The 25,005-nt window shown below is 59.8% G+C and carries 24 protein-coding genes and 2 pseudogenes; 17 read left to right on the top strand and 9 right to left on the bottom strand.

Going from position 1 to position 25,005, the window contains the following annotated elements:
• The first annotated feature begins 235 nt into the window (after positions 1-235).
• Positions 236-898: a response regulator transcription factor gene (locus QY049_RS13090; RefSeq protein WP_301269482.1), complete on the top strand. Its 663-nt coding sequence runs from the start codon at positions 236-238 to the stop codon at positions 896-898.
• Positions 899-1,126: 228 nt separating this feature from the next.
• Here the strand turns inward: QY049_RS13090 and QY049_RS13085 are convergent, their stop codons facing one another.
• A complete protein-coding gene (locus QY049_RS13085; protein ID WP_194480884.1) occupies positions 1,127-1,927 on the bottom strand; it encodes an SDR family oxidoreductase in 801 nt (266 codons plus the stop codon).
• A gap of 76 nt (positions 1,928-2,003) precedes the next feature.
• Positions 2,004-2,660: a sensor histidine kinase gene (locus QY049_RS13080; protein WP_301269481.1), complete on the bottom strand. Its 657-nt coding sequence runs from the start codon at positions 2,658-2,660 to the stop codon at positions 2,004-2,006.
• A 282-nt stretch (positions 2,661-2,942) separates the two neighbouring features.
• On the opposite strand from QY049_RS13080, the gene QY049_RS13075 reads away from it, so the two are divergent.
• The 11 genes from QY049_RS13075 to QY049_RS13025 all read left to right on the top strand — a co-directional run bounded on the left by QY049_RS13075 (position 2,943) and on the right by QY049_RS13025 (position 11,635).
• Complete coding sequence (locus QY049_RS13075) at positions 2,943-3,878, top strand: MBL fold metallo-hydrolase (RefSeq protein WP_301269480.1); 936 nt, start codon at positions 2,943-2,945, stop codon at positions 3,876-3,878.
• 26 nt (positions 3,879-3,904) lie between these two features.
• Positions 3,905-4,891, top strand: coding sequence for an alpha/beta fold hydrolase (locus QY049_RS13070; RefSeq protein ID WP_301269496.1), 987 nt, complete (start codon positions 3,905-3,907; stop codon positions 4,889-4,891).
• Between the two features lie 50 nt (positions 4,892-4,941).
• Entirely contained in the window at positions 4,942-5,763 is an 822-nt protein-coding gene (locus tag QY049_RS13065) for an alpha/beta fold hydrolase (protein ID WP_301269479.1), read from the top strand.
• A gap of 104 nt (positions 5,764-5,867) precedes the next feature.
• Positions 5,868-6,836, top strand: coding sequence for an MBL fold metallo-hydrolase (locus tag QY049_RS13060; RefSeq protein WP_301269478.1), 969 nt, complete (start codon positions 5,868-5,870; stop codon positions 6,834-6,836).
• A gap of 144 nt (positions 6,837-6,980) precedes the next feature.
• The gene (locus QY049_RS13055) at positions 6,981-7,934 is read left to right on the top strand and encodes an alpha/beta fold hydrolase (RefSeq protein WP_246755858.1); all 954 of its coding nucleotides are present in this window, start codon (positions 6,981-6,983) and stop codon (positions 7,932-7,934) included.
• Positions 7,935-8,059: 125 nt separating this feature from the next.
• The gene (locus QY049_RS13050) at positions 8,060-8,506 is read left to right on the top strand and encodes a cytochrome P460 family protein (protein WP_301269495.1); all 447 of its coding nucleotides are present in this window, start codon (positions 8,060-8,062) and stop codon (positions 8,504-8,506) included.
• Positions 8,503-8,934: a hypothetical protein gene (locus tag QY049_RS13045; RefSeq protein WP_301269477.1), complete on the top strand. Its 432-nt coding sequence runs from the start codon at positions 8,503-8,505 to the stop codon at positions 8,932-8,934. The genes QY049_RS13050 and QY049_RS13045 overlap by 4 nt, the downstream gene beginning before the upstream one ends.
• Positions 8,931-9,200 carry a YidH family protein gene (locus QY049_RS13040; protein ID WP_301269476.1) on the top strand — a complete coding sequence of 90 codons (270 nt, stop codon included), beginning with the start codon at positions 8,931-8,933 and terminating at the stop codon, positions 9,198-9,200. The genes QY049_RS13045 and QY049_RS13040 overlap by 4 nt, the downstream gene beginning before the upstream one ends.
• Positions 9,201-9,365: 165 nt before the next feature.
• Positions 9,366-10,616 (top strand): sulfite dehydrogenase, encoded by a 1,251-nt coding sequence (gene soxC, locus QY049_RS13035; RefSeq protein ID WP_301269475.1) that lies wholly within the window; start codon positions 9,366-9,368, stop codon positions 10,614-10,616.
• Positions 10,603-11,151: a c-type cytochrome gene (locus QY049_RS13030; RefSeq protein WP_194480897.1), complete on the top strand. Its 549-nt coding sequence runs from the start codon at positions 10,603-10,605 to the stop codon at positions 11,149-11,151. Before soxC ends, QY049_RS13030 begins: the two co-directional genes overlap by 14 nt.
• Positions 11,152-11,161: 10 nt before the next feature.
• Entirely contained in the window at positions 11,162-11,635 is a 474-nt protein-coding gene (locus tag QY049_RS13025; protein WP_301269494.1) for a DUF302 domain-containing protein, read from the top strand.
• 388 nt (positions 11,636-12,023) lie between these two features.
• Here the strand turns inward: QY049_RS13025 and QY049_RS13015 are convergent.
• A pseudogene (locus tag QY049_RS13015) lies at positions 12,024-12,573 on the bottom strand (SOS response-associated peptidase family protein); the annotation flags it as partial.
• 490 nt (positions 12,574-13,063) lie between these two features.
• Between QY049_RS13015 and QY049_RS13010 the strand changes: the two are divergent.
• Both QY049_RS13010 and QY049_RS13005 read left to right on the top strand, forming a co-directional pair.
• Complete coding sequence (locus tag QY049_RS13010) at positions 13,064-13,786, top strand: EAL domain-containing protein (protein ID WP_301269474.1); 723 nt, start codon at positions 13,064-13,066, stop codon at positions 13,784-13,786.
• A gap of 212 nt (positions 13,787-13,998) precedes the next feature.
• On the top strand, positions 13,999-14,418 hold the full coding sequence (locus QY049_RS13005; protein ID WP_301269473.1) for a BLUF domain-containing protein: 420 nt from the start codon (positions 13,999-14,001) through the stop codon (positions 14,416-14,418).
• Between the two features lie 179 nt (positions 14,419-14,597).
• Here QY049_RS13005 and folE read toward each other — a convergent pair.
• From folE to QY049_RS12980, 5 genes and pseudogenes are all read right to left on the bottom strand, one after another.
• Positions 14,598-15,160, bottom strand: a pseudogene (gene folE, locus QY049_RS13000) (GTP cyclohydrolase I FolE).
• Positions 15,161-15,273: 113 nt separating this feature from the next.
• Positions 15,274-16,806, bottom strand: coding sequence for a cryptochrome/photolyase family protein (locus QY049_RS12995; protein WP_301269472.1), 1,533 nt, complete (start codon positions 16,804-16,806; stop codon positions 15,274-15,276).
• Between the two features lie 68 nt (positions 16,807-16,874).
• Positions 16,875-17,519: a ChrR family anti-sigma-E factor gene (locus QY049_RS12990; RefSeq protein ID WP_194480907.1), complete on the bottom strand. Its 645-nt coding sequence runs from the start codon at positions 17,517-17,519 to the stop codon at positions 16,875-16,877.
• On the bottom strand, positions 17,516-18,061 hold the full coding sequence (locus tag QY049_RS12985; protein WP_194480909.1) for a sigma-70 family RNA polymerase sigma factor: 546 nt from the start codon (positions 18,059-18,061) through the stop codon (positions 17,516-17,518). The genes QY049_RS12990 and QY049_RS12985 overlap by 4 nt, the downstream gene beginning before the upstream one ends.
• Before the next feature lie 235 nt (positions 18,062-18,296).
• On the bottom strand, positions 18,297-18,698 hold the full coding sequence (locus QY049_RS12980; protein ID WP_128949197.1) for a DUF2177 family protein: 402 nt from the start codon (positions 18,696-18,698) through the stop codon (positions 18,297-18,299).
• Positions 18,699-18,872: 174 nt separating this feature from the next.
• Here QY049_RS12980 and QY049_RS12975 point away from each other — a divergent pair, with 174 nt between their 5' ends.
• Positions 18,873-19,373: a fasciclin domain-containing protein gene (locus QY049_RS12975; RefSeq protein WP_246755860.1), complete on the top strand. Its 501-nt coding sequence runs from the start codon at positions 18,873-18,875 to the stop codon at positions 19,371-19,373.
• A 103-nt stretch (positions 19,374-19,476) separates the two neighbouring features.
• Here the strand turns inward: QY049_RS12975 and QY049_RS12970 are convergent, their stop codons facing one another.
• Positions 19,477-20,355, bottom strand: coding sequence for a LysR family transcriptional regulator (locus tag QY049_RS12970; RefSeq protein ID WP_301269471.1), 879 nt, complete (start codon positions 20,353-20,355; stop codon positions 19,477-19,479).
• A gap of 105 nt (positions 20,356-20,460) precedes the next feature.
• Between QY049_RS12970 and QY049_RS12965 the strand changes: the two genes are divergently transcribed.
• Positions 20,461-22,047: an NADH-quinone oxidoreductase subunit L gene (locus QY049_RS12965; protein WP_194480913.1), complete on the top strand. Its 1,587-nt coding sequence runs from the start codon at positions 20,461-20,463 to the stop codon at positions 22,045-22,047.
• Positions 22,048-22,060: 13 nt separating this feature from the next.
• Positions 22,061-24,592 carry a YbcC family protein gene (locus QY049_RS12960; protein WP_301269470.1) on the top strand — a complete coding sequence of 844 codons (2,532 nt, stop codon included), beginning with the start codon at positions 22,061-22,063 and terminating at the stop codon, positions 24,590-24,592.
• The last annotated feature ends 413 nt before the right edge of the window (positions 24,593-25,005 follow it).

Here is a 25,005-nt window from a genome sequence, read left to right as displayed (position 1 = left end):
AGGAGTATCAAGAGACGGAAGCCGGCTCTATGGCACCATGGTATCGGTGGCAAAGCCGGCATTGATGTTTGTTGCTCCGGCGCCTTCGACGGCACATAATACCACGATCCAGATCGTTGCCCCACAAGCCCGTTGAACATCGTGTCTTTTGAAAAGCCAAGGCACGCGATCTGTGGCCTGATGAGCTAGGGACCACTTACTTGGTCAGCGGAATCAACGTTGATAGGGAAGAGACATGGCGATATCGAGCGCGGTCGATGCGGGCTCCTTATGTCCCCCCTTAAACCCGAAGGTGTTCGTCGTCGACGATGATCCGTCGGTTCGAGATTCTCTCGAAGGGCTGATCAGCGCGAGAGGCTGGGAAACGGAGACATTTGCCACTGCACAAGCGTTTCTCTCTCGCCCGCAGACCTTCGTTCCGAGCTGCTTGGTGCTGGATGTAAGCCTTCCGGGGCTCAGTGGACTGGAGCTCCAGAACCACTTGGTAAGCCAGGGGATCGGCATCCCTATCATCTTTATCACGGGCCACGGCGACGTGCCCATGACCGTTAAGGCGATGAAGGCCGGCGCGATGGAGTTTCTGACCAAGCCTTTCTGCCATGGCGAACTGTTCGGGGCGATCGAACTGGCGCTCGCGCGCAGCCATTCCGCGATGGGTGGCGACGCGGAGTTACGCGAATTGCATGAGCGCCATCGCTCGCTCAGCCGCCGCGAGCAGGAAGTTATGGCGCTGGTGGTAAAGGGCTCAATGAACAAGCAAGTGGGCTATGAACTCGGCATCAGTGAGATCACCGTTAAGGCTCATCGAGGTAAGATGATGCGGAAAATGAAAGCTCGATCCTTGGCCGAGTTGGTGATCATGGGCTCCAAGCTGCAGCAGAGAAGTCCGCTGAATTAGTCAATTGTCGAGAGAAACGCTCGTCCTTTCCGGCGGACGAGAACACGAGCTACGTAGCATCGGTCCGGCTGCCTGGATCATTTGGGCGGCCCCCGGTTATCAGCCTGAGCTCAGGTCTTGGTGGCAGCCGATGGTCATTCCGATGGGGACCGGGTCTGCCAATAACAAGGGACCGGACGACCATCAGAATCGACGGTCGTCACTCCCGGCGACTCTGCGGGCGATGCATCAGATCTGCGCAAAGCCTCCGTCCACAAAGAGCTCTACGCCATTGACGTAGCTGCTTTCCGACGAAGCTAGGAAGAGCACGGCGTTCGCAATCTCCTCCGGCGTTCCGACTCGGCCGAGAGGTGTCGCATCGGCTGCCGCCTTGATGAAGTTTGGCATCTCTTGCGGCGTCAGTCCGAGACCGTCATAGCCGGGCGTCGGCACCGTGCCCGGACTAACGACATTCACGCGGATTCGTCTTTTCTTGAGGTCCACGATCCAGCCTCGCGCCAACGCACGCAGTGCCGCCTTGCTCGCCGCATACACGCTGAACGCCGGCAGCCCCTTAACGCCGGTGATAGACGCGTTAAGGACGATCGACGAGCCATCCGGCATCAACGTGAGTGACTTCTGGACGGTGAAGAGAGTCCCCTTGACGTTGACGCCGAACGTCTTGTCGAAATGGCTCTCGCTGATGGAGCCGATCGGTGCGAACTCGCCGATGCCGGCGTTAGCAAAAAGGATGTCGAGCCTTCCCTTTTGGGAGCGTATCATCTCGATGGTGCGGTCTATATCTGGGATCTTCGAGATGTCCCCCTGGATCGCCATCGCATTGGGGCCGAGAGCGGCCGACGCGACGTCGAGCTCCTCCTGGCGCCGTCCTGTGATGAACACGAATGCTCCTTCGGCGACGAACAACTTCGCCGTCGCTAGGCCGATACCGCTGCTGCCGCCCGTCACCAGGGCGATTTTCCCGGCAAGCCTGTTAGAGCCGGTCCGATCGTCTGCAGATGTCGGTGAGGTCGTCTTTTGGTGGTCCATGTTGCCTCCGCTGCGTCTGAGAGTTGAGAGGAAGAGACCCGAGACGGTCTCGCCAAGCCGTATGTTCAAACTGCCATTAATTGCACGTCACGACGACCGATGTTCCCTTTAATCCGGACCTGACAACCATTTCGCCGCCTAGCGCGTGCACCAGTTGTTTCAGAATCCTCGAGCCTGTGCCTCCCGCGGCGATGTGCATTCCCTGTCCGTCATCGGAAACGATGCACACCAGGGAGGTGCCCTCTTCGAAAATATTCACGCGAACCATGCCGTTGTCTCGCCAGCCGAACGCGTGGCGGGCGGCATTCGTCACGAGTTCGGCGACAACGAGCCCTAGTCTCTCGCAACGCCCGGCCGGCATCTCGCCTACTGCCGAGATGAGCTCGCACCTAACGCCCATCGGACTCAGCAGCGCCTCGGACAAGGCTCTGCACAATTGCTCGATGTAGGCTGAAAGCGAGATCTTCCCTTGCATGCCACCGACGACGAGGGATCTGTGCAGCATTCCGAACGCCGCGATCCTTGCCTCGCATCGCTCGAACGAGCGCCGCGTCTCGGCCGAGATTGAACTCGCGAACTCACGCCGAAGTGCAAAGGCGAGGACTGTCAGCGTGTTGGCAAATCGATGATTGGTCTCCCGCAGGAGCATCAGTTCGTCGTGGTTCGGCGGCAAAGCAAGATTTTGCTTGGCGGGGCTAGTTTCGAAATCCCAGAACATCGCATTCTCCGACAAGGCTGCCTCCTTCGAAAGGCTTCCAGTTGATCGGTTGAGGAAATACCACGCCGATCGACCCGCTTTGTCACAACTGCCGCACGAATGATCTCAAATCCATTGCACGATGGTATCGGCGAAGCGTTTTCGTCGCCGTTCTCATTTTTCGCAATCGAACGACATCCACCAATCCGAAGGTATCACCGACACCTTCGTGTAATGGATCGTCGACGGACGTCGGACCATCTTCGCATCGTTGGTCACGCAATCGCAGCAACCGAGAATGCGAGTTGGAGATCGTCGATGAGCCTTTCCGTGCAAAACCTCGATCGCTCTAAGGGAGCAGAATCTTTGCGAGGATCGAAGGCGCCTTGCGAAGTTATCCTAGAGACGTCGTCGGCGACGTACTTTGCGTTCGAGCACGGTGGCTTCGAGATCAGCATCATCAGCGACGGATATCTTGAGATCCCAGAAGAGATCTTTACTCCCGAGGTCGCGCCGAGGCAGCGAAGCGAGGTCCTCGCGCGCATGGAAACTGTGGGACGCACTGTTCACGCACCGGCAAATATACCCGTGCTGCGCTATCGGGATGAGCTGATCCTGTTCGATGTCGGTGGTGGCGACAAATATCAAGCGACCGACGGAAGGTTCTTTCAAAATCTGCAGGCAGCTGGCTTCGATCCCAACGCGGTGACGAAAGTTGTCTTCACGCATGCGCATCCGGACCACACGGGTGCCACCCTGGCGTCCGATGGATCACTCGCGTTTCCGAACGCCACTTATTTTGTCGGCGCTGGGGAATGGGACTACTGGATGGATCCGGACTTCTTTAGCAAAGCTCCAGAGGCAATCCACGATTTCGGCAGGGGCGCGCAACGAGATATCGGCGCGGTGCGCGAAAGGGCGGTGATGCTCAAGCCCGGTGACGATGTGATCCCCGGCATCCGGGCAATCGACAACGCTGGCCATACCCCGGGGCATCTCTCGTTTGAGCTTGCCGGGGAGGGCGGCCTCATCATCGCGGTCGGCGCAGCGACCAGCGAGATAGTTGCCGTCGAGCATCCCGATTGGCACTTCGGTTACGACAGCATTCCGGAACTAGCCGTCAGGAACCGACGACGGCTACTCGATCGGGCATCGACCGACAAGACAAAGCTCCTGGGATTCCACTGGACGTATCCAGGGCTGGGGTTCGTCGAAGTTCATGGGAACGCCTACCGCTACGTCCCCATCGCGTGAAGACGCGCAACAGAGGAGTATTCCATATGACACATCCAAACAAGCGGGCGATCGGATCGCAACTTGCGTCCCGTCGCAGCGTCTTGATCGGGGGAGTGGCTGGCGCATCGGCGCTTGCGCTGATTGGACCAACGCCGCTCGCGGCTCGGCCGCGAGACATCGGCGCAATAGAACGCCACGCAGGGCGCGCCATCAAGACGAAGGACGGCACTGAGATCTTTTACAAGGATTGGGGCAACGGTCCGACCGTCATTTTCAGCCATGGCTGGCCGCTCAATGCGGACGCCTGGGACGACCAGATGTTCTTCATGGCCTCGCATGGCTTTCGTTGCATCGCGTACGACCGGCGCGGACATGGCCGATCGGGTCAACCGTGGGACGGAAACGACTACGACACTTTCGCCAGCGACCTGGCCGATCTCATCGAGACGCTGCACCTCGAGCAAGTCACCTTGGTCGGCCACTCGGCCGGCGGCGGTGACATCGCACGCTACATAGGTCGCTTCGGAACTAGCCGTGTCGCGAACGTTGTGCTGGTCTCTGCCATCCCGCCTTTGATGTTGAAAACATCAGCCAATCCAGGTGGCGTTCCGATCGAAGTGTTTGACGACATCCGGAAGGCGGTGGCCACCGACCGTGCACAATTTTACCGGGATCTCGGCAACGGGCCCTTCTATGGAGCCAACAGATCCGGATCAAAGGTCTCGCAAGGGATCAGGGATGCGTTCTGGCTGAGCTGTATGCAGGTCGGATTGCGCGCGTCGTACGAGGGAATCAAGGCATTCTCGGAGACCGACTTCACGACCGACTTGCAGCGGTTCGACGTTCCGACGCTCATTGTTCATGGCGAAGACGATCAGAACGTTCCGATCGCCAATTCAGCTCTGCTCTCATCGAAGATGATCCGAAAGGCGAGCCTGAAGATCTATCCGGGCGCGCCGCACGGGCTGACGCTCACACATAAGGACCAGTTCAACGGCGATCTCCTCGGTTTCATGAAGGACGTGAGCTGACCGGACGACGACCACCCACCCGCACCCCAAGTCAAATGAGGACCAAGACAATGAGCACGATTACGACCAAAGACGGCACGACGATCTACTACAAGGACTGGGGCAAGGGACAACCGATCACCTTTTCGCACGGTTGGCCGCTCAACGCGGATGCGTGGGACGACCAGATGCTCTTCCTGGCTTCCCATGGATTTCGCTGCATCGCTCACGACCGCCGGGGGCATGGCCGCTCGGGACAATCGTGGGAGGGCAACAATCTCGACACCTACGCCGATGATCTGGCCGAACTCATGAAAGCGCTTGATCTCAAGCAGACCGTCATGGTCGGCCACTCGACCGGAGGCGGTGAAGTGACGCGATATATCGGTCGTCATGGGACCGAGCGCGTTGCCAAGGCCGTGCTGGTGTCCGCTATTCCGCCATTGATGCTCAAGACGCCGGCAAATCCTGGAGGACTTCCAATCGAGGTGTTCGACCAGATCCGCGCCGGAGTGAAGGGGGACCGATCGCAGTATTACCAGGACCTTAGCCTTCCGTTCTACGGTGCAAACCGCTCCGATTCGAAGGTGTCGCGAGGCATCAAAGACAGTTTCTGGCTGTGGTCGATGCAAGCCGGAGAAAAGGGCGCCTACGACTGCATCAAGGCCTTCTCGGAAACGGATCTCACGGCCGACCTCAAGAAGATCGATGTCCCGACCTTGGTGCTGCATGGCGATGACGATCAGATCGTTCCCATCGCGGACTCGGCGCTGTTGTCCTCGAAGCTCATCAAGGAGGCGACTCTGAGGGTCTACCCAGGCGCGCCCCATGGGCTCTTCGCCACGCACAAGGATCAGCTCAACAGCGATCTCCTTGCCTTCATCCGCGGCTGAACCGCATCGATCAGGAAGCGGCGGGCGTAACCTTCCTGCCGCAAAAGATCGGGGCTTGAGGTCAATGCAAACTCGACACCGAGAAGAGCGAAGTGAGGACGGCTATGGAACAGCGAACTCAGACGACGATGTCGCGCCGCGGGTTTTGCCTATGTTGCTTGGGCGGTGCCGCGATGGCAGCGGGCGGATGGTTGACGCCTCGGCAAGCGTTTGCCGAGGCCCGGGGGATCGTCAGCCTTATCAAGGACAGCGCGGCGACGTCGCCGATCGCGATCCACAAGGTGCGCGGCAATATCAGTGTGCTCGAGGGATCCGGCGGGAACATTGCCGTGCTCACCGGCCGGGATGGCAAATTGCTGATCGACGCCGGGATCGGCGTGTCACGACCGCAATTGACCAAGGCGCTCTCGGCCGTCGGCGACGAACCAATCACGCATTTGGTCAACTCGCATTGGCATTTCGACCACACTGATGGGAATACCTGGTTGAACGAGAGCGGCGCCGTCATTCTTGCTCACGAAAACACGCGCAAGCATCTCTCCGAGCTCCAGCGTGTCGAAGATTGGGACTACAACTTTCTTCCGCTGCCAGAGGGCGGGGTTCCAACGGAAGTCTTCGCGACCGAGAAGACCCTGAAGCTCAACGGCGCCTCCATCTTATTGAAATATTACGGCGCGGCGCACACCGACAGCGACATCTCCATCACGTTCGGTGAAGCGAATGTTATGCATGTTGCCGATACCTTCTGGAGCGGCATCTATCCATTCATCGATTATTCGACCGGCGGCAGCATCGACGGGATGATCGCCGCATCGGATGCCAATCTTGCGGCGGCGGCCAAGGACACGATCATCATCACGGGCCACGGCAGACCCATCAGCAATCGTGCCGAGCTGCAGGATTGGCGCGACATGCTTGTCGCGATCCGCGACGCGGTCGCTAGGCTCAAGAAGAAGGGAATGTCCCGCGACGAAGTTGTCGAGGCGAAGCCAACGGCCGCTTACGACGAGCGTTACGGCCAGTTTCTTATCGATCCAGGGTTCTTCACGCGGCTCGTCTACCACGGAGTCTAGTCCGTCGGTTGGCGAAATCTATCGACGCTCTTCCACAACGCTAACAACATGGAGGTTAAAATGCAGAGCTTTAAGGCCAGCTACAAGTTCTCCCCACTCAAGGCGGGGTGCCTATTTTTGGGAGCGGCACTCGCGCTCGGTGCGATGTCTCGCGAGGCGAAATCGGCGGAGTCCGCTCGCGGGGCGCCTGCGATCGCGTCCGCAAGCAGCGTCACGCACTATCGGACCAAAGAGGTCGACGGCGTGAAGATCTTCTACCGCGAAACCGGTCCAAAGGACGCTCCGGTGCTCCTCCTGCTGCACGGCTTTCCGACGTCCTCCCACATGTTTCGCAACCTGATGCCGGCGCTTGCCGATCGCTACCATGTCATCGCGCCTGACTACCCCGGCTACGGACAGAGCGAGTCGCCGGACCGCGCTAAGTTCAACTATACGTTCGACCGCTACGGTGAGCTCGTCGACGGGCTGCTCGATCAACTCGGCGTCGCCAAGTACGCAATGTACGTCATGGACTACGGCGCGCCCGTCGGCTGGCGGCTGGCGCTCAAGCATCCCGAGCGGATCAGTGGCCTGATCGTACAGAACGGCAACGCATACAACGAAGGCCTCAAGGAGTTCTGGGATCCAATCAAGGCCTACTGGTCCGATCATTCGGACGCCCATCGGAAGGCATTGTACTCCCTCGTCTCGCCGGAGACGACGATCTTCCAGTACACCGACGGCGTGTCGGATACCAGCCGCGTCTCTCCGGACAACTGGATTCACGACCAGGCCTTGCTGGACCGTCCCGGCAATGCGGAGATCCAGATGGACCTCTTCTACGACTACCGCACCAATGTCCCGCTCTATCCCGCGGTGCAGGCTTACTTTCGCAAGTACCAACCGCCAACGCTCATTGTCTGGGGCAAGAACGACAAGATCTTTCCTGCCGACGGCGCGTATCCTTACAAGCGCGACCTTCCCGAGGTCGAGTTTCATCTAATCGACACCGGTCATTTCGTGCTCGAAGACAAGGCTGACGAGGTGGTGCCGCTGATCCGCGACTTCCTCAAGCGCAAGGTCGGTACCGAAACGAAGCGGAAAGTTGCCGTGCAGTGACAAGCCTCGGCCCGGGCTTCTCGCCCGGGCCGTCCGGCGTTTCGCGAAAATTGACCTCACGTTTTGAAGGGCCGAAGTCGATGAAAAGGAGTCTCTGCTTTCTCCTGCTGGCAGCATCCGTGGCGATGCCGTCCACGGCGGGTCACGCGGACGGAGAGGGCTCTCCGATCTTCGGCGTCACGATCCCTGAAAATTATCGCCAATGGGAGATGATCGCGCCTTCGCAAGAAGACGGCAGCTTCAACGAACTCCGCGCGATCCTCGGAAATGCAATCTCCGTCAAGGCATATCGAGAGGGGACGCTTCCATTTCCGGACGGGGCGATATTGGTCAAGCTCGCTTGGAAGCGAGTGCCCTCCCCGGAGTTTGGTGGAGCGTTCGTGCCGGGCCATGCGACGACGGTCCAGATCATGGTCAAAGATTCGAAAAGATTCGCCTTCACGGGAGGATGGGGCTTTGGCCGGTTCGTGGACGGCCAGCCGGTGGACAGAGCTCAGCATGAGACCTGCTTCGGCTGCCACCAAGCTAACGTCAAAGAGCACGACTTCGTCTTCACGAGGTTAGCGCCATGACACCCGCGAACTCCGAAGAAAAAATAGTGACCCCGGAAAACCAGACCAACTCGCACGACGGATCCAGCCCGGGAGCGATGACAGCCGGCAGCTGGACGATATTGATTGTGCTCCTGCTGCTGCTTGCGGCCACGCTGTGGATCGCAGTCCTCGGGTGGTCGTCAGGAAGCGGAGCCGACGTTCCTGCTTCCGGGTATGTTGCGCTCGCGCTCGGGGTCCTGTTCTCCTTAGCTGTCGGTCTCGGCCTCATGGGACTTGTCTTCTACAGCAGCCGCGGAGGGTACGACGAACCGCCCTCACTGCTGCCGGCCGAAAAGCCAGACGAGAACGAGAGCGTCGGACCAGAAATGGGCGCCATGACCGCAGTACTCAGCGTCACCACGGCAAGCGCCATGAGAAAGCAGTCGGCAGCCAAGGAGAGGGAATGATCATGGTCCCGGCATACAGCGATCATTCGGCCAACGAGCGAACCTTCCTCGCGTGGGTTCGCACCGGAATCGCCATCATGTCATTCGGCATCGTGCCGGAAAAATTCAATCTGTTCATTCGGACGCTGGCGATTTCCGAAACCACCGACGCCCTGCGCAAAGCGCAACTGGAGCGAATATCCAGTCATCTGGGTCCCAACGAGAGCATCGCCCTCATCGCCGGGGGGGGCGCTGATAGCGATACAGACGCTGCGCTTCGCACTTAACAGCCGTCTCCTGGACGACACAGAAGCGCATGTCTTGAGCGGTGTTCGCGCGGGTTCCGTCGTTTCGTCGCTGCTCATTCTGCTCGTCGTGGCCATCGCTACCTACCAGGTCTTCAACTGATCCGCTGACGAAAAAAATTTATCGACCTTGATGGAGAGGCAGCTATGCCCGAAGATTTAAGAGACGAGGTGCTTTCGCGCCGATGGTTCTTGACGGCTACAGCGGGGGCTGCCGGGGCAGCAATCGCTAGTACCGCCTCGGCTGAAACTTTGGCCGACGTGCCCGATCGCGGGCCCGGCGCGGATCTGAGCGCGCATAGCGAACGCTCCCGTTTCGCCAAGCTCGACCGTATTCCGGAGTCCACGCCAGGTAAGCGGAACATCGATCCCAGCGATGCCATCAACTCCAAAACGCCCCACCAGAAACTAGTCGGCAACATCACGCCGACTGATCTGCATTATGAGCGCAGTCATTCCGGCGTGCCCGACATTGATCCCTCGCAGCACCGTTTGCTCATTCATGGCATGGTCGGCAAGCCTCTGATGTTCAGCGTCGACGATCTCAAGCGCATGCCCTCGGTCACGCGCATCGTCTTCATCGAATGCACCGGCAATGGTTGGGAAAACTGGAAGAAGGCGGATCCTGACGTGACCGTGCAGAACACTCACGGTCTTGTCAGTACCAACGAATGGACTGGCGTGCCGCTGAAATTCCTGGTCGATCTCGTCGCCAAGGACAAGGGAGCCAACTGGATGCTGGCGGAGGGCGGCGACGGCGCTGGAGTCGACCGCAGCATTCCGCTGACCGACGAAATCATGGAGGAGGCGTTCGTCGCCTACGGGCAGAATGGCGAACCGCTGCGCCCTGCGCACGGATTTCCATTGCGTCTGCTGATGCCGGGCTTCGAGGGCAATCTCAACATCAAATGGCTGCGCCGCCTCAAGTTCGGCACCGAGCCCTGGATGACGCGCTGGGAGACAGCGCGCTACACGCAATTGCTCGCGAGCGGCAAGGCACGGCAATTCCAGCTGCGGATGGACACCAACTCCGTCATCACCCAGCCTTCGGGGATGATGCAGATCCAGCCGGGCTACATCAACATCTCCGGTCTCGCCTGGAGCGGGCACGGCAAGATCGCCAAGGTCGAGATCTCGACCGACGGCACCAAGACCTGGAAGCAGGCGCAACTGAGCCTGCCGGTATTGGCCAAGGCGCAGGTGCGATTCCAGATGGACTGGATGTGGGACGGCAAGCCGACCAAGATCGTCAGCCGCTCGACCGACGAGCAAGGCAATGTTCAGCCGGACCGGAAATCCTTCATCGCCGCGATGGGGACCAACGCGCTGTTTCACTACAACGCCCAGCAGACCTGGAGCATCGACGGAGCCGGGAGGGTTCGCAATGTCCTCGCATAGCAAGCTGCTTCCCGCAGGCATCTTCATTGTGGGACTGCTCGCAGCCCCAGCCTTTGCCGTTGATTTCGGACGTCCGGCGACGCCTGATGAGATCAAGCTGTGGGACATCGACGTCGGTCCCGACGGCAAGGGCCTGCCCGATGGCAGCGGCACCGTCGCGCAGGGCAAGCAGGTGTTTTCAGACTATTGCTCGGCCTGCCATGGCGAGAACGGCCAAGGCGGAATCAAGGATCGCCTCGCCGGCGGACAGGGCACGCTCGCCTCCAACATGCCGGTCAAAACCGTGGGCAGCTTCTGGCCCTATGCGACGACATTGTTCGACTACATCCATCGCGCGATGCCGTATCCGACGCCGGGCTCGCTCAGTACCGATGAGACCTACGCCGTCACCGCCTACATCCTCAGCCTCAACGGCATCGTTCCGGCAGACGGCAAGGTCGACAAGGAGTCCTTGCCGAAAATCAGGATGCCCAATCGCGACGGCTTTGTTCCGGATCCGGAATTCGATCCGGCGAAGCTGTTTCACAAGAAGTGAGCGCGTGCGCGTGAAGCTGTCGAGATTGATCGGGATGGTCGCGCTGATAGCCGCGACATGTTTATGGGAGACCCAAGTTATGGCCGCGGACGGACTCATCACCATCAAGAGCAAGTTTGGACCTGAAGACACGATGAAGCGGCTTGAGGCCGAGGTGAAGGCCAGGGGCCTCACCGTATTCGCTCACATTGATCACGCCGCGGGTGCGGCCGCTGTCGATCTGAAGCTGCGGCCAACGGATCTGCTCATCTTCGGAAATGCCAAGGGTGGTACGCCGTTGATGCAACAGGCGCAGACGGCCGGCATCGACTTGCCATTGAAAGCGCTGGTCTGGCAGGACGAGCAGGGCGCGACCTGGCTGTCCTACAACGATCCGGCCTTTCTCGCACAACGTCACGGCGCCGGTGAGCCGGCCAGGCCCGTCGTCGCGGCGCTGACCGGCGCGTTGCATGCGATCGCGACCAAGGTGACCTCAAAGCCCTGATCAGGGACGTTCCGATGCCCGTGTCGTATTTAACACGCAGCCGTGACCGACACCGACTTCGCGCAATTCGCGATGGCTCCGTCTGAAGACACTCCGCGAGAAGGTTCCTGCCTGGCCATTTCGAACCCCCGGTCGCGGGCGCGCGTGTCGGCCCGGTCCTGCAGCCAACCGTGCTATTCGCATTCGCGGATGGCGCCGGCTTCATGCAGCACGGAAATAGCTCATCCACGAAGGGCCCTTATAGTGGGCCGTCGTTCTCTCTTCATCGGCATCGCGTTGGCTTCTGCCGGGCGAATCCGTTCGGTTCTGCGCGGTTAGCACGGAGCAGGGATTCGCAATCGGCAGGGCTACGCCTTGTCCACCTGATTCGCACTGTCTGTGCAAAACGCTACGCTTCTGGCGCGGGGTCTTCCTTCTCGCCGGTCGTAACGATCCTCAGGGTACCGTCCGGAAGCGGTCGCTGCAGCGCTTTGGCTCGATCCCACGTCGCTCGCATCCAGACATCGTGCGCCTCGGCCGTGGTCAGGATCGTCGGCATAGCCTTTGGGTGCACGCGCTTCACCTCGGGGTTGGGTTCGCAGGTCAGGAACCCGAAGACGTCGATGGTGACCTCGCCTTCCTTCACCTTGCGAGCGCTCGTCCAGTTCGTTCAGATGCCGGCGAAGGCGACGAGGGGACGAGGTTCATCACGAGCGGATTACACCGGGGCCTTGCAGTTTTGGAAGCGATGTAAGGGGCACGAGGCAGCGATTGCCAGGCCCTAGCCAGCGCTTCCAGTGGCTGCTGCTTGTGCTGCGGATATTCGTGGTGCCGCTATCCGGCTCTATCCGCAGAAACTCCTTGAAATCTAAGGTCTTGCCGTTGGCCTCGAGCTTTTGCGCGCGTCCTTTAGTCGCGTTTATCACGGCCTTCGACGACGAAGGCATTCCCCATTGTGAATAAGCGCCGAAGTTGGACCCCATAGTTTACAATATGACCCCACGCTCGATATAATTTCGGCGATCGTCCAAAGGTTTCGCCATTGCTTGCCGGGCTCTAACCTTCGACGCCGGGCAAGGGGTCAATCAGCGCGTAGAATGACACTCCTGGGCCGCAAGACCCGAAAGCCTTTACCTTGAAAGTTGAAAGAGTAGAGGCGAACTCGGCGGTTAAGCCGCGGGGTCGCCTATCCCTGATGTTTAGCCCACAGCACCGCGAAGGTGCCCGCTTCCAACAGGTGACCAGACCAGGTTCTTACTGGGCGACAGCAGCCGAACTCGCCCTAAAGTCTTCTTAACATAGGTTAGGCCAGTTGCGTCCGGTCAGCGGAACGTCCTTAACGGCCGAGCAATCATTGCATTCTAGCTTTCGCGCAAAGTGAAAGAAAGTACGACTATGAACACGTGCGCGGGTTGCCGTCTCAGCGAGAGCTTGCCTTTCAAATTCAAAATGGCTTTTCAACCGATCGTCGATCTTTCGGCGGTTGAGGTCTGGGGATACGAAGCGCTCGTTAGGGGCGAAAATGGGGAGTCAGCCCATACCGTCCTCGCACAGGTGAACGACGAGACCCGGTACAGCTTCGACCAAGCGGCCCGTGTCACGGCAATTGAAGCCGCAGGGCCACTCTTCGCGGGCAGGGACATGCGGCTGTCCATCAACTTCATGCCGAACGCAGTATACGAGCCCAAAGCGTGCATCCAAAAGTCGCTTGCCGCCGCGAAGCGCGTGGAATTTCCACATCGTAATCTCATGTTCGAGTTCACCGAGAACGAGCGGATAGTGGATCCGGCCCACGTTGCAAGGATCGTGGAAGCATATCGCAAGTTCGGCTTCTGGACGGCACTCGATGATTTCGGGGCAGGATACGCCGGGCTCGGTCTCTTGGCCCGATTGCAGCCCGATCTGATCAAGATCGACATGGAACTGATCCGCGACATACATGCCAGCCAAGCCAAGCAAACAGTTGTCGCTGGCATCGTGAATATCGCGCGCGAGCTTGACGTCCGCGTTCTCGCCGAAGGCATCGAGAACGAAGCCGAACTCGGCGTGTTGAGAGCGGCTGGCATCAATCTGTTTCAGGGCTATTACTTCGCAAAGCCAGGATTCATGACGTTGCCGCAAGTTGCTTTCATTGCGGAGAAGCCGATTGAAGCAGCTTTGGCAGCACGATGACGAATCAGCTCATTAGCTGCCCCGCCATTCAATCTCGTCGGCTGTTCGTTCGATATTGAACTAGGCTCATCCGTCCAAGGCGGGTGGCTCGGCTCGATACTCTCCCTTCAGAGCAGCGTATCGGCAGAGTGAATACGGCATTATCGACCAGCCCGTTGCTCTCGAGTGCGACTCGCAGTCAGCCAGACGTTCTAAGAGGTGAACGAGGTGCCATGCTGTTTCGGTTGGTCTACCACAGTCGCAACTTGCTACGTCGGAAGGCCGTAGCCGCTGGCAGCGGGCTGATGAGCATTGCGAAGGCCGCAGAACAAAACAATCTTCAATTAGGGATATCCGGCGCCCTTCTATTCGACAAGGACACTTTTGCGCAAGTGCTCGAAGGAGACAGAACAAAGGTCACGCAACTTTTCATCAGGATATGCAGCGATAGCCGACATACCGACATTAGTATCGTCGAGGCAAAGTCGGTCACCGACCGCAGGTTCGCCGATTGGGCTATGGCGCTTATTGCGAATCCTGCTGCGTCGCCTGTCGGACCGAACTACATTTCCGGCGATGCGGTGGTCGAGATGATGTTCGAGCAGATTCAGAATTCGGATGCTTCGCTGAGGGTTGCTGTTCCTGTCTGGTGAGGACGCTGGGCAGCTGGCAACCTTACACGAAGAGTTCAAGTCGCTTTTGAGAATGCGGGTGTGGATGCGCGGTTGCCGCACTTTTTTACGGCCGGCTACTCGGATCGATCTGCTTTTATAGCTCGCCTCGACCGTTGACCGCTCGTGAGCATTACGTGAGTTTTCACAAGGCCCGTAGGCTAGGGCTTCAGATGGGCCGACACCATTGCCAGAAATTCTTGGCGCAGGATCGGATCATCCTTGAAGCAGCCGATCATTTTGCTATAGTCGATAGATCCACGCCGTGCTTTTGTACGCCGCGTCCGCTGATGCAGTGATGCTCGGCTTTCACGAACACAGCCACGCCTTTCGGCTCGAGTTCGGATTGGATCGCATTCGCGATCTCGGTCGTAAACCTCTCTTGTATCTGCAGGCGCCTCGAATACCCGTCCACCACCCGCGCGAGTTTGGAAATGCCTACGACGCGCTGCGCCGGTACGTATCCTACCCATGCGCGCCCGACAATCGGTGCCATATGATGTTCGCAATGGCTACGGAAAGGAATGTTTCTGAGCAGAACCATATCGTCGTAACCACCAGTCTCGGCGAATGTCGTTCGAAGATGCTCGGTCGGGTCTTCGAAATAGGTCCGATACGCTTCGACGACCCGCCGTGGCGTGTCTACGAGTCCTTCTCTTTCGGGATATTCCCCGATCCAGCGTAGAATCACCCTGAATGCCTCCTCGGCATCTTCCCTGGACATGACCTTTCCAGCCGTGGACGGCGAAACGTTTGAAAAATCTTGCAACTTTTGACCTCTTATCTACGGAAACGTCGCGTAAGTCGCTGTGGATCACAGTCTGGAAAATGCGTGAACTAAGGCGGTTCTAATGCCAGCGCGTCGGCGCGCCGTCTGATCGCCCGGATTTCATCCGGATCCTTCCTATCCAGGTTCGTATATTGATTTCGCATGCGGCCGTTTGAAGAAAACCGCTGGCGGTGCTTCGCAAGAAAACTCCAGTAGAGGGTGGTGAAGGGACAGGCGTCCTCTCCGATCGATTTCGTTGGATCGAAACGGCAACCTTTGCAGTGATTGCTCATCCGATTGATGTAGGCGCCGGACGCCGCGTACGGCTTGGTTGCAATGACGCCGCCGTCACCATATTGGCTCATACCGAGCGTGTTCGGTAGCGACACCCAGTCGATCGCGTCCCAGAACATCGACATGTGCCAACGGTGGACCTCGTAGGGAGCTACACCGATCAGCATTGCGAATAGCCCTAGTACCATAAGCCTCTCGATGTGGTGGGCGTATGCATGGTCGATGGTGTGCGTGATGGCATCGGCGAGGCACCGCATGTCGGTCTCAGCGGTCCAGTAAAAGCCTGGCATCCGAAGGTGCGCGTCCAGCGCGTTTTCTTCGGCATAATGCGGCATGCGCTGCCAGTAGATGCCCCGGACGTATTCTCTCCATCCGAGGATCTGACGAACGAAACCTTCCAAGGCATTCAGGGGGGCCTCTTCGCTCCTCAGTGCGGCTTTGATCACCTCAGTGGGCGAAAGGATATGGAGGTTGAGGGGACCCGACAGTCGGGAATGATAGAGGAAGGGTTCTCCGTTCTGCATGGCATCCTGGTAGGTGCCGAACAATGGCAACCGTCGGGATACGAAATCCTCCAGGTGTTCGAGCGCTTGGGCGCGAGACACGGGAAGATCGATATTTTCCAGCCTTCCCGGACTGCTGGCGAAACGTCGTGAAACAAGATCACGCACCTCCGCGCTGATCGGGTCCATTTTCGAGGCGCGTTTCGGAGGAATAGTTGGCGCGTCTTTCCCCAGCGGCTTCCTGTTTTGATCGTCGTAGTTCCATGCCGAGCCGACGGGCTTTCCGGCTTTGTCCATGAGAAGCCCGGTTTTTTTCCTCATGAAGCGGTAGAACGTTTCCAGAATGTGTCGTGGGTGGTCGCGCGTGAACGCCGCGAACTCGTCTCGTGAGCAGAAGAAATGCCGATCGCTCCTGATCTCGGGCGGTTGCGGGAGGCGTCTCAATTTTTCGGCAACCCGCCAGTCTCCGGGCTCGATCGCAATTGTTCGTTCCGGCTTGAGCAGTCTTTGCGCTCGGCCGATTTCGGTCTCGAAGCTACCTGAATTTTCGGGATGGTCGATGGCCACGTAGTGCACGCGCCGGCCTCGCGCGGTCATATCCTGCCGAAAGTGGCGCATCGAAGCAAAGAAGTAGGCGATGCGAAGCTTGTGTTGAGTGATGTAAGCCGCTTCCTCCAGCACCTCCATTTGGAGGATGACGTCGACTTCAGGGTCGAAGCCGTCGAACGCAGCTGAGTTTCCGTCCAGTTGGTCACCCAAGACGATGACCAGATTTCTTGTCTTCAGCTGCGTGGGCTCCGGCATACGGATATCCTGAACTTCGTTCCTTCACGACCTCCAGGGCGCTCCCTGAACGATGACGCTCGAGCTCGTCAGAGCCTGATGAATGGAGAAACAAGGCGACCGATCCATCCGTTGCCCTTCAAGCTGCCGGACATCGCCACGAAGCATAGACAGGGCTCCTCGGTGCCCACGATAGGCTGATGGTTCACGTCATCATCGCCGTAATCGAAGTCGCCCGGGCCGTAATGGCCGCTCTCATGCGCGAAGCTGCCCTTCAGGACGCAGGTCAATTCTGTTCCCGAATGCGTGTGACCTAACATCTTGGCACCAGGAGCAGACCACAGCAGAAATGCCCGCGATTGGTCGGAACTAGGCAAAATGAGTGGTTGCATGCTCACTCCAGGCGCCACCCGACGCTTCTTGCCGAAGCGGCAGTTGCGGAGGACATCCGGAAGATCCGAGGCGGCTGGCGGCATCGATTCCGTCGTGCCAGACATTGAGATGGGCTTAGCGTCGACTTTATCAAGAACAACCGAAAGCGCGTCGGCTCGCAGGGAGACAGGAGCTGCTTGTTCGATGGCCGAGCCTCCGAGCCGCTCCAGGGCTCCAACCAATCGACGACAGCTTCGGCATTGCGCGACGTGAACCGCCAGGGCGAGCCGATCAGCCTCTTCAAGCGGGCCAGACACAAAGCCAGCCAGAAGATGTTCCGGAGGATGATGTTTGATGGTCATTTCTGTTCGTCCAGTAGCTCTCTCAATCTTTTCATGGCGAGGCGAATGCGCGATTTGACCGTTCCCAATGGGATGCCCAACGAAGAGGCGATTTCGCCGTGCGGTCTCTCCTCAATAAACGAGAGCCGGACCACCGTGGATTGCTCCTCCGACAGGCGGGCCAACGCTTTTGCGATGCGCGTAACATCTTCACTCTGGGCCCGTATCGCTTCCGGGGAGGCTACGGTCTCGACCTCGTAGGCTGTTTCCGGCGATTGCAACGCCCGATCATGGCGTAGAGCCCGCCGGGCGATATCAATGCGCTGATTGCGCGCGATCGTGAAGATCCAAGCTGCTACACCGGCAGTGGTCGGATCGAACTCTCCCGCCTTGCGCCAGACAGCAACGAAGGTGGATTGCGCTATATCTTCAGCGGTTTCCGGGTCGCTTCCCGTCTTTATGAGAAAGCCCTTCACGCGCGGAGCGAAATGCTCGAATAGCCGTGCAAAAGCGTCACGATCTCCATGGCTTGCGACACGCGAAATCAAATCAATCCAGTCCACCGTTGCCTTCAGCCTTTCACCTTTGAGGCGATGCCTTATACCTGGGCTAGAGCATGCCCCGAAAGGTTCTTTTGGTTGAAGCCTTGCAGCCCGAGAGATCACGATGGATATGCTTCTTGGAGACGGGACACCAAAAGAAACGACCTGACCGTCAGTTTGGATCACCACGAACTAGCGGATTGGTTTGGAATGCGATCGTTAGTTCACCCAGCTGCCGCGATCGTCCTGGTTGAGCTCACACCAAAAACTGTCGAGCTGCGAGATACCCGCAATAAGCGCTACCTGCGCCCAACAACCCGCCCCACGCGATATCGACGATTGACAGAGTCGTCGTCCAGTTGCGAAGGACCGCCTGATTTGTGAGGTCATAGGTCGCATAGGTGAAAAAGCCAAAAAGCAAACCGAGCCACGCAGCCCTACCGCTGGAAGCAGCGGCGTGTGCTGGTAAAACGGCAAGCGCGATGAGCCCGAGCGGGTACAGAAGGTAGAAGACGAGAGCCGGCCAAAAGTTCGGCTCGCTCCGCGCTATGTCGCCTATCGTCGCGAGATAGAAGCGTTGGCCCATGAGCTTGAGCCAGACCGCATCGACCGCAACGAATGGAATAGCTACGGCCAGATAGAGCGCAACGTAGGACATGCGAACCCGCACAGTTTGATCGGTGTAAGAACGTCGGAAGCTTTCGTCCGGATCACTGGATCGCGCGGTGATCCAAAGCGACGTGCACGTCGTTCCCTACCGGTAAATCAACTCACCCGGAGGACGACAATGAACTTCAAGCGCATCGCGACTTCGCTCGCCGTGTCGGCCGTGATGGTCAACTTTATCCCGCTTGCCATCGCCAAGGAGAAGACCGTGATGGTCGGCGGCGCTGCCATGTATCCGACGAAGAACATCGTCGAGAACGCCGTCAAGTCAAAGGACCACACCACCTTGGTCGCTGCCGTCAAGGCAGCCGGCCTGGTCGATACGCTGCAGGGACCTGGACCATATACCGTTTTCGCGCCGACCAATGCTGCGTTCGGCAAGCTTCCAAAGGGAGCCCTCGCGACCCTGGTCAAGCCGGAAAATAAGCAGACGCTGACCAAGATCCTGACGTACCACGTCGTGCCGGGACGCCTGACTGCTGACCAATTGATGGACGGTCAAAAGTTGATCACCGTGGAAGGCGAGCCGCTGACAGTCAAAAAATCAGGCGGAAAGGTAATGATCGTAGACGCGAAAGGTGGTGCTGCGACCGTGACAATTGCCGATGTGCTACAGTCGAATGGCGTCATCCACGTCGTCAACCAGGTGCTGATGCCTTCGAGCTAATGCGCTGTGCTATTGCCGCGAGCGCCTTTCTGGGGCGTTACGCGGCCGTAGCAAATAGCAAGCCGGGCGAGGGCGTTTTGTAGCAGTGCGATTGGGAGAAACCTTATTTCTTTCGACTACCCGTCAATTCCGAGACGAGAGGATTAGGATAGCGGCGCTGCTGGCTGATGGCATAGAATTGCTCCGCTAGTTCGTTTAGCCGCGCCCGCTCGACGAGCAGGCCTGAACGAAGCTCGTCAATCACGACGATCGAGGGGACGAGAGCGAGATGGCCGCTTTCGCGGGCCATCAGGCGTAGCATAGCCATGTCGTCGACTTCCGCAGCGATTATCGGTCTGATGCCTCGGCGGCCGACCAGCGCATCGAAGGCCGAGCGAAGTGCGTTGCCCCGGCCCGGTAGGACTAGCGGAAAATGTGCGAGGTCCTGCGGAAACCTAAGCCGGGCGGGCTTCGGCGGCTTTCGGCCGACGATGCTGACTCGCTGCTCGTCAATGAGCGTATTCTCGAAGCTGCTGCGTGCATCGGGCGGTGCCGGGTGGTTGGCGAGAACGACATCGAGCTTGTGCGCATCGAGTGACTGGAGCAGATCGTCGAAAAGTCCGGTGTGGATGACGAGCTCGACATCAATGCGGCTTATCAGTGGCCGCAGAAATGCGATCTGGAAGTTGCGCGACAAAGTCGCTGCAGCCCCGACCCGCAGCAGCTGACGTCCGGGCCGCAGGCCCGACAACGTCTCGATCAATTCATGGCCTGACTTGAAGACGCTGCCGGCGTAGTCGAGCGCGATGCGACCCGCTTCGGTGAGTTGCAGAGAGCGTCCGACACGCTCGAATAGCTGTTGGCCCAGCTGCTCTTCGAGCGCCTTGAGCTGTACCGATAGCGACGACGGCGAAACATTGAGCCGCTGCGCCGCGCGGCTCAGGCTTCCCTCGGTGGCGATTATCCAGAAATAGCGCAGATGGTGGTAGTTCAAGTGAGGCATGTAATCGTTCTATTTGAAATAACGATTACGTTCAATAATTGAATTTTTCTCAAATAAGCAGATGCGCTACGTACTCGGTCACTGGACCAAACCCGCCGAGGTGCCATGATCAAGCTGCTTCCTTGCATTGCCGTGCTTGCTCCGATCACGCTGTGTGCAGCAAGCATTCTCCCATTCCGCGGCAACGCCCGTGATTTCGTCCGCGTCGCGATCTCGGCTGCCGCGGTTGCGCTCGTTTCCGCCATTGCCGCGGTCCTCGCGGTCGCAGTTTACGGGGCCGGCCGATCGCCGCTGCTCGGTGGTCACGGGCTCGGGCTTTCCGTCCATGTCGATGCGCTCGCCGCGATCCTCTGCGTGCTGGTCGGCTTCATCGGCTTCGTCGTCGTCAAGTACAGCCGCAACTATCTCGATGGCGATCCGGGCCAGCGCAGGTTCACGCGGTATCTGCTGCTGACGCTCGCCTCGGTTCTGACGCTCTTGATATCAGGCAATCTGCTGTTCCTGCTTGCGGCCTGGATCGCGACCAGCCTCTCGCTCGGCAGGCTGCTGCTCTTCTACCACACGCGGCCGCCCGCGATCCGCGCCCACCGCAAGAAGCTTGTCGCCAGTCGCCTCGGCGACGGCTGCCTCGCGGGAGCCATCGCGCTGCTCTATTTTCAGTTCGGTACGCTCGAGATCCCAGATCTTGCCGCCCGGGCGCGCAGCAGCGTGGATGTCGTGTCACCCGCAATCACCGCGGCGGCGCTCCTCATCGTGGTGACCGCCATGCTCAAATCCGCTCAGCTGCCGCTGCATGGCTGGCTGATCGAAGTGATGGAGACCCCGACCCCGGTGTCGGCACTGCTGCATGCCGGTATCATCAACGCCGGTGGCTTCCTCGTCCTGCGGCTCGGCGATGTGCTGCTGCTGGCGACGCCGGCCCTCAACGTTCTGGCCGTCGTCGGCGGTGTCACGGCGCTGTTCGGCTCGCTGGTGATGCTGACGCAGACGTCGGTCAAGGTCCAGTTGGCCTACTCAACCGTGGCCCAGATGGGTTTCATGCTGCTGCAATGCGGGCTCGGCGCCTTCTCCGCCGCGCTCCTGCACATCGTCGCCCATTCCCTCTACAAGGCACACGCCTTCCTGTCATCGGGCAGCATCATCGACCTGGCACGCGCGTCGTGGACGCCCAGCCCCGGTGGCCAGCCGCACCCGGCGAGGCTGATCCTCGCGCTCGCGGGCGTGATCGGATTGACGATGCTGATCGGCTGGGGGATCGGCATGACGTTACGCAGCAATCCGGCGCAGATCGCGCTGGGATCCGTGCTGCTGATGGGGCTCGTACACCTCATGGCCAATGCGATCGACGAGCGGCCCAACGCCTTCGTCGTTGCGCGCGGCATAGTCACGGCGGCGGGTGTCGCCGCGCTCTACTTTGTACTGCAAGCTGCGGCGGCGTGGCTGGCCGCCAGCAGCGTCCCGGTCGGACGTCCGGTCTGCGGCACTGCTCCGATGCTGATCGCCGCGCTGGTGGTGATCTCCTTTGCGGCGGTGACGGTGTTTCAGAACCAGATGATGCGCCGCGCCGACGCACCTTTCTGGATCGCAGCTTACGTGCATCTGCGCAACGGCTTCTATCTGAACACGTTGGCGAACCGGCTGGTGCTGACGTTGTGGCCGCGCACGTCGCACAAACTCACGTCCAACCCCTGACGCCGAGATCACCATGAACCAGGCCGCCCTTGCCCTGAAAATCGCTCCGATTGAAGCCGACGCGGACGTTACGCTCGAGGCCCGCATCGCAACCGCCTGCGCACGCGTTGCCCCCCTCTGGCCGCTCAAGCATTTCGTTGCGGTCAACCCGTTCCTCGGCTTCACGGGTCAGAGTTTCGCAGCCACCGCCGCAACTTTCGAGCGCGTGGTGCGGGCGCGCATCCTGATGCCGCGGGCTTTCTACCGGCAGGCGCTCGCGGAAGGCCGCATCGACGATGCGGCGATGGCGCAGGCGCTCGCGCTTCACCCCGACGCTGGCCTCGACATCGAGAGCCTCAAACAGGCGTTGCGCTCGGACGCGCCGGCCGGCGCGCCGCCGGCCGTCGTCGCCACTGTGGCCGAGGTGCTGGATCGCCTTGCAGAAGGCGATCGCTACGTCTCGTTGGTTGCCCTCATGATCGACGAGATCTCGGCCTTCTGCGCCAGCTATTTCGACGAGGGCCAGGCGAATTGGCCAAACCCGGCGCGCAGGCTCAAGCCCTACGCGGCCTGGCGGACGCTTGCGATCTACGACCGCAATCCCGAAGTCATGGGCATTGGGGGTTTTCGAAGATCCGTTGCGGCGCTGCCCACCGATCCCGTCGAAGCCATCGGGGTAATCGTCGACCGCCTCGGCATTCCCGATCGCGCGATCGAGGATTATCTGGTGCGCGCACTGTTCGACCTCGGTTGGTCGGCCTATGCGCGCTACGTAGGATGGAACGCGGAGCTCGAGGGCCGCCGGGACGACACTCTGCTCGAACTGCTTGCGATCCGGCTGGCTTGGGGTTTGGCGCTGTTCGAGGCGCGGACCGATGACGCCTTCAGGACAGCCTGGGCGCGAGCGATGGAGGAGGCGGCGAAGCTGCCCGTCGATCACCGCCTCGACGAAACTCCCGAGCTCGCCGTCGACGTCGTCCTGCAGGACGCCTATGAGATCGTGTTCCGCCGCAACTTGATCGCGCGGCTCCTCGCCAACGACCGCACCGCGGTAGCGTCTGGTCGGACGGACCGGCCTGCGGTCCAGGCGGCCTTCTGCATCGACGTGCGCTCGGAAATCTTCCGGCGCGCGCTGGAGACAGCTTGCCCGGAGGTGGAAACGATCGGCTTCGCCGGCTTCTTCGGCTTCCCCATCGAATATGTTCCGATAGGCCACCTTCGGGGTGGCGCGCAATGTCCCGTGCTGCTCAAACCCGCCTTCATCGTCTGCGAGGAAGTCAAGGACGCCGAGCCGTTCGAGGAAGCCGAAGTACTGGGCCAGCGACTGCTCCGGCGGCGACTGGCGAAGGCCTGGAAATCGTTCAAGGTCTCGGCGGTGTCGTCCTTCTCCTTTGTCGAGACGGCGGGCCTCGGCTTCGCGGCGAAGATCGCGACCGACAGCGCGGGTTTAACCCGACCGGTGCCATCGCCGGTCAGCGATGGTCTCGATTCCGACGTCGCTGCGCGGGTCGGCCCGCGGCTCGCGCCTGGCAAGCTCAAAGGACGTTCCACCGGCTTTACCGGCTCGCAGGCCATCGATATGGCCGAGGCGGTGCTGAAGGCGATGTCGCTGACCGGGCCGTTCGCGCGCCTCGTGCTGCTGACGGGGCACGGTAGCACCACGGTCAACAATCCACACGCCTCGGGCCTCGACTGCGGCGCCTGCGGGGGTCACACAGGCGAGGCCAATGCGCGTGTCGCCGCCGCGATCCTCAACGATTCGCAAGTCCGGGACGGCTTGCGGGAGCGCGGCATCGACATCCCCGCCGACTGCTGGTTCGTCGGTGCGCTTCACGACACCACCACGGACGACTTCAAGCTGTTCGATGAGGAGGACGTGCCGGCCGCGCTCGCAGGTGATCTGGCGCGGTTGAAATTGCAGCTGTCCGATGCTGCTCATCTGGCGAGGCTCGAGCGCCGCGCGTTGCTGGGCGTCGGAGATGCGGCGGATGCCGACGCCGCAATCAAGGCGCGTAGCAAGGACTGGTCCCAAGTTCGGCCAGAATGGGGCCTCGCGGGAAACGCCGCATTCATCGCTGCCCCGCGCAGAATCACGCGCGGTCTCGACCTGTCCGGCCGCGCCTTCCTGCACTCTTATATCCACGAGCAGGATCGAGATCATCAGGTGCTGGAGCTGATCATGACCGCCCCGATGGCGGTCGCAAGCTGGATTAATCTGCAGTACTACGGCTCGACCGTTAACAACGCGGCGTTCGGCAGCGGCAACAAGGTGCTTCACAACATCGTCGGCCAGCTCGGCGTGCTCGAAGGCAACGCCGGGGACCTGCGATTCGGATTGCCATGGCAGTCGGTGCATGACGGCACGCGCTTTGTCCATGAGCCGGTACGCTTGAACGTCTTCATCGCCGCTCCCGAAACTGCAATGGACGATGTCCTGCGTCGGCACACAGGCATCTGCGATCTCGTTAACAATGGCTGGATCATGCTGCACTCGCTCGGCGAGCATGGATCGCTCATCCGCCGCTGCGTGCGGCCGGGAATTTGGGTTGCTTCATCTTTTGAATAGGGATCGCGGCTGCATGCCGCCAACCAATATCAATCGCTTTCCCAACCTTGAGGTCTTGAGCGTGAAGGATCGTAAGGAAGTCTGCACGACACAATCGCGTCCTAAGCAGGAGCCCCAGTGCGCCGGTTGCGGTACCAAGACTCGTTTCATCACATCTATTCTCGACGTCAGTAGAGATCGTTTCGTGATGATCTTCCGATGCGATAACTGCCGCAAAGAGGTCTGGGAATGAACCGTCGTTTTCGATGAGGAGGTTGGACCGTTACTATCTCTGAGCGCGGCATCGCGCTCGCCCACCGGTTGGTGCGTGCCTGATCGCTCGCGTGCCCCTCGACGTCGAGGTGGTCCGGCTCTCAGGTGGATTGATCTCCTGGCCGCATTGTCGCGGCATTTGATTTTTTGCGATCGGCAGC

The sequence above is a fragment of the Bradyrhizobium sp. WYCCWR 13022 genome, assembly GCF_030435535.1.
Classification (GTDB): Bacteria; Pseudomonadota; Alphaproteobacteria; order Rhizobiales; family Xanthobacteraceae; genus Bradyrhizobium.
The sequence above is the reverse complement of the archived record's forward strand: the minus strand, read 5'-3'. Positions and strand labels throughout refer to the sequence as shown.

What these genes read in the sequence shown, in the direction of transcription:
- QY049_RS13055 (WP_246755858.1), top strand. Translation starts at nt 6,981, where the DNA reads ATGTCTCGCGAGGCGAAATCGGCGGAGTCCGCTCGCGGGGCGCCTGCG.
- QY049_RS12965 (WP_194480913.1), top strand. Translation starts at nt 20,461, where the DNA reads ATGATCAAGCTGCTTCCTTGCATTGCCGTGCTTGCTCCGATCACGCTG.
- QY049_RS13040 (WP_301269476.1), top strand. Translation starts at nt 8,931, where the DNA reads ATGATCATGGTCCCGGCATACAGCGATCATTCGGCCAACGAGCGAACC.
- QY049_RS13090 (WP_301269482.1), top strand. Translation starts at nt 236, where the DNA reads ATGGCGATATCGAGCGCGGTCGATGCGGGCTCCTTATGTCCCCCCTTA.
- QY049_RS13075 (WP_301269480.1), top strand. Translation starts at nt 2,943, where the DNA reads ATGAGCCTTTCCGTGCAAAACCTCGATCGCTCTAAGGGAGCAGAATCT.
- QY049_RS13060 (WP_301269478.1), top strand. Translation starts at nt 5,868, where the DNA reads ATGGAACAGCGAACTCAGACGACGATGTCGCGCCGCGGGTTTTGCCTA.
- QY049_RS13065 (WP_301269479.1), top strand. Translation starts at nt 4,942, where the DNA reads ATGAGCACGATTACGACCAAAGACGGCACGACGATCTACTACAAGGAC.
- QY049_RS12995 (WP_301269472.1), bottom strand. Translation starts at nt 16,806, where the DNA reads ATGCCGGAGCCCACGCAGCTGAAGACAAGAAATCTGGTCATCGTCTTG.
- QY049_RS12990 (WP_194480907.1), bottom strand. Translation starts at nt 17,519, where the DNA reads ATGACCATCAAACATCATCCTCCGGAACATCTTCTGGCTGGCTTTGTG.
- QY049_RS13070 (WP_301269496.1), top strand. Translation starts at nt 3,905, where the DNA reads ATGACACATCCAAACAAGCGGGCGATCGGATCGCAACTTGCGTCCCGT.
- QY049_RS13050 (WP_301269495.1), top strand. Translation starts at nt 8,060, where the DNA reads ATGCCGTCCACGGCGGGTCACGCGGACGGAGAGGGCTCTCCGATCTTC.
- QY049_RS12960 (WP_301269470.1), top strand. Translation starts at nt 22,061, where the DNA reads ATGAACCAGGCCGCCCTTGCCCTGAAAATCGCTCCGATTGAAGCCGAC.
- QY049_RS12975 (WP_246755860.1), top strand. Translation starts at nt 18,873, where the DNA reads ATGGTCAACTTTATCCCGCTTGCCATCGCCAAGGAGAAGACCGTGATG.
- QY049_RS13030 (WP_194480897.1), top strand. Translation starts at nt 10,603, where the DNA reads ATGTCCTCGCATAGCAAGCTGCTTCCCGCAGGCATCTTCATTGTGGGA.
- QY049_RS13085 (WP_194480884.1), bottom strand. Translation starts at nt 1,927, where the DNA reads ATGGACCACCAAAAGACGACCTCACCGACATCTGCAGACGATCGGACC.
- QY049_RS13045 (WP_301269477.1), top strand. Translation starts at nt 8,503, where the DNA reads ATGACACCCGCGAACTCCGAAGAAAAAATAGTGACCCCGGAAAACCAG.
- soxC (WP_301269475.1), top strand. Translation starts at nt 9,366, where the DNA reads ATGCCCGAAGATTTAAGAGACGAGGTGCTTTCGCGCCGATGGTTCTTG.
- QY049_RS12970 (WP_301269471.1), bottom strand. Translation starts at nt 20,355, where the DNA reads ATGCCTCACTTGAACTACCACCATCTGCGCTATTTCTGGATAATCGCC.
- QY049_RS13010 (WP_301269474.1), top strand. Translation starts at nt 13,064, where the DNA reads ATGGCTTTTCAACCGATCGTCGATCTTTCGGCGGTTGAGGTCTGGGGA.
- QY049_RS13005 (WP_301269473.1), top strand. Translation starts at nt 13,999, where the DNA reads ATGCTGTTTCGGTTGGTCTACCACAGTCGCAACTTGCTACGTCGGAAG.
- QY049_RS12980 (WP_128949197.1), bottom strand. Translation starts at nt 18,698, where the DNA reads ATGTCCTACGTTGCGCTCTATCTGGCCGTAGCTATTCCATTCGTTGCG.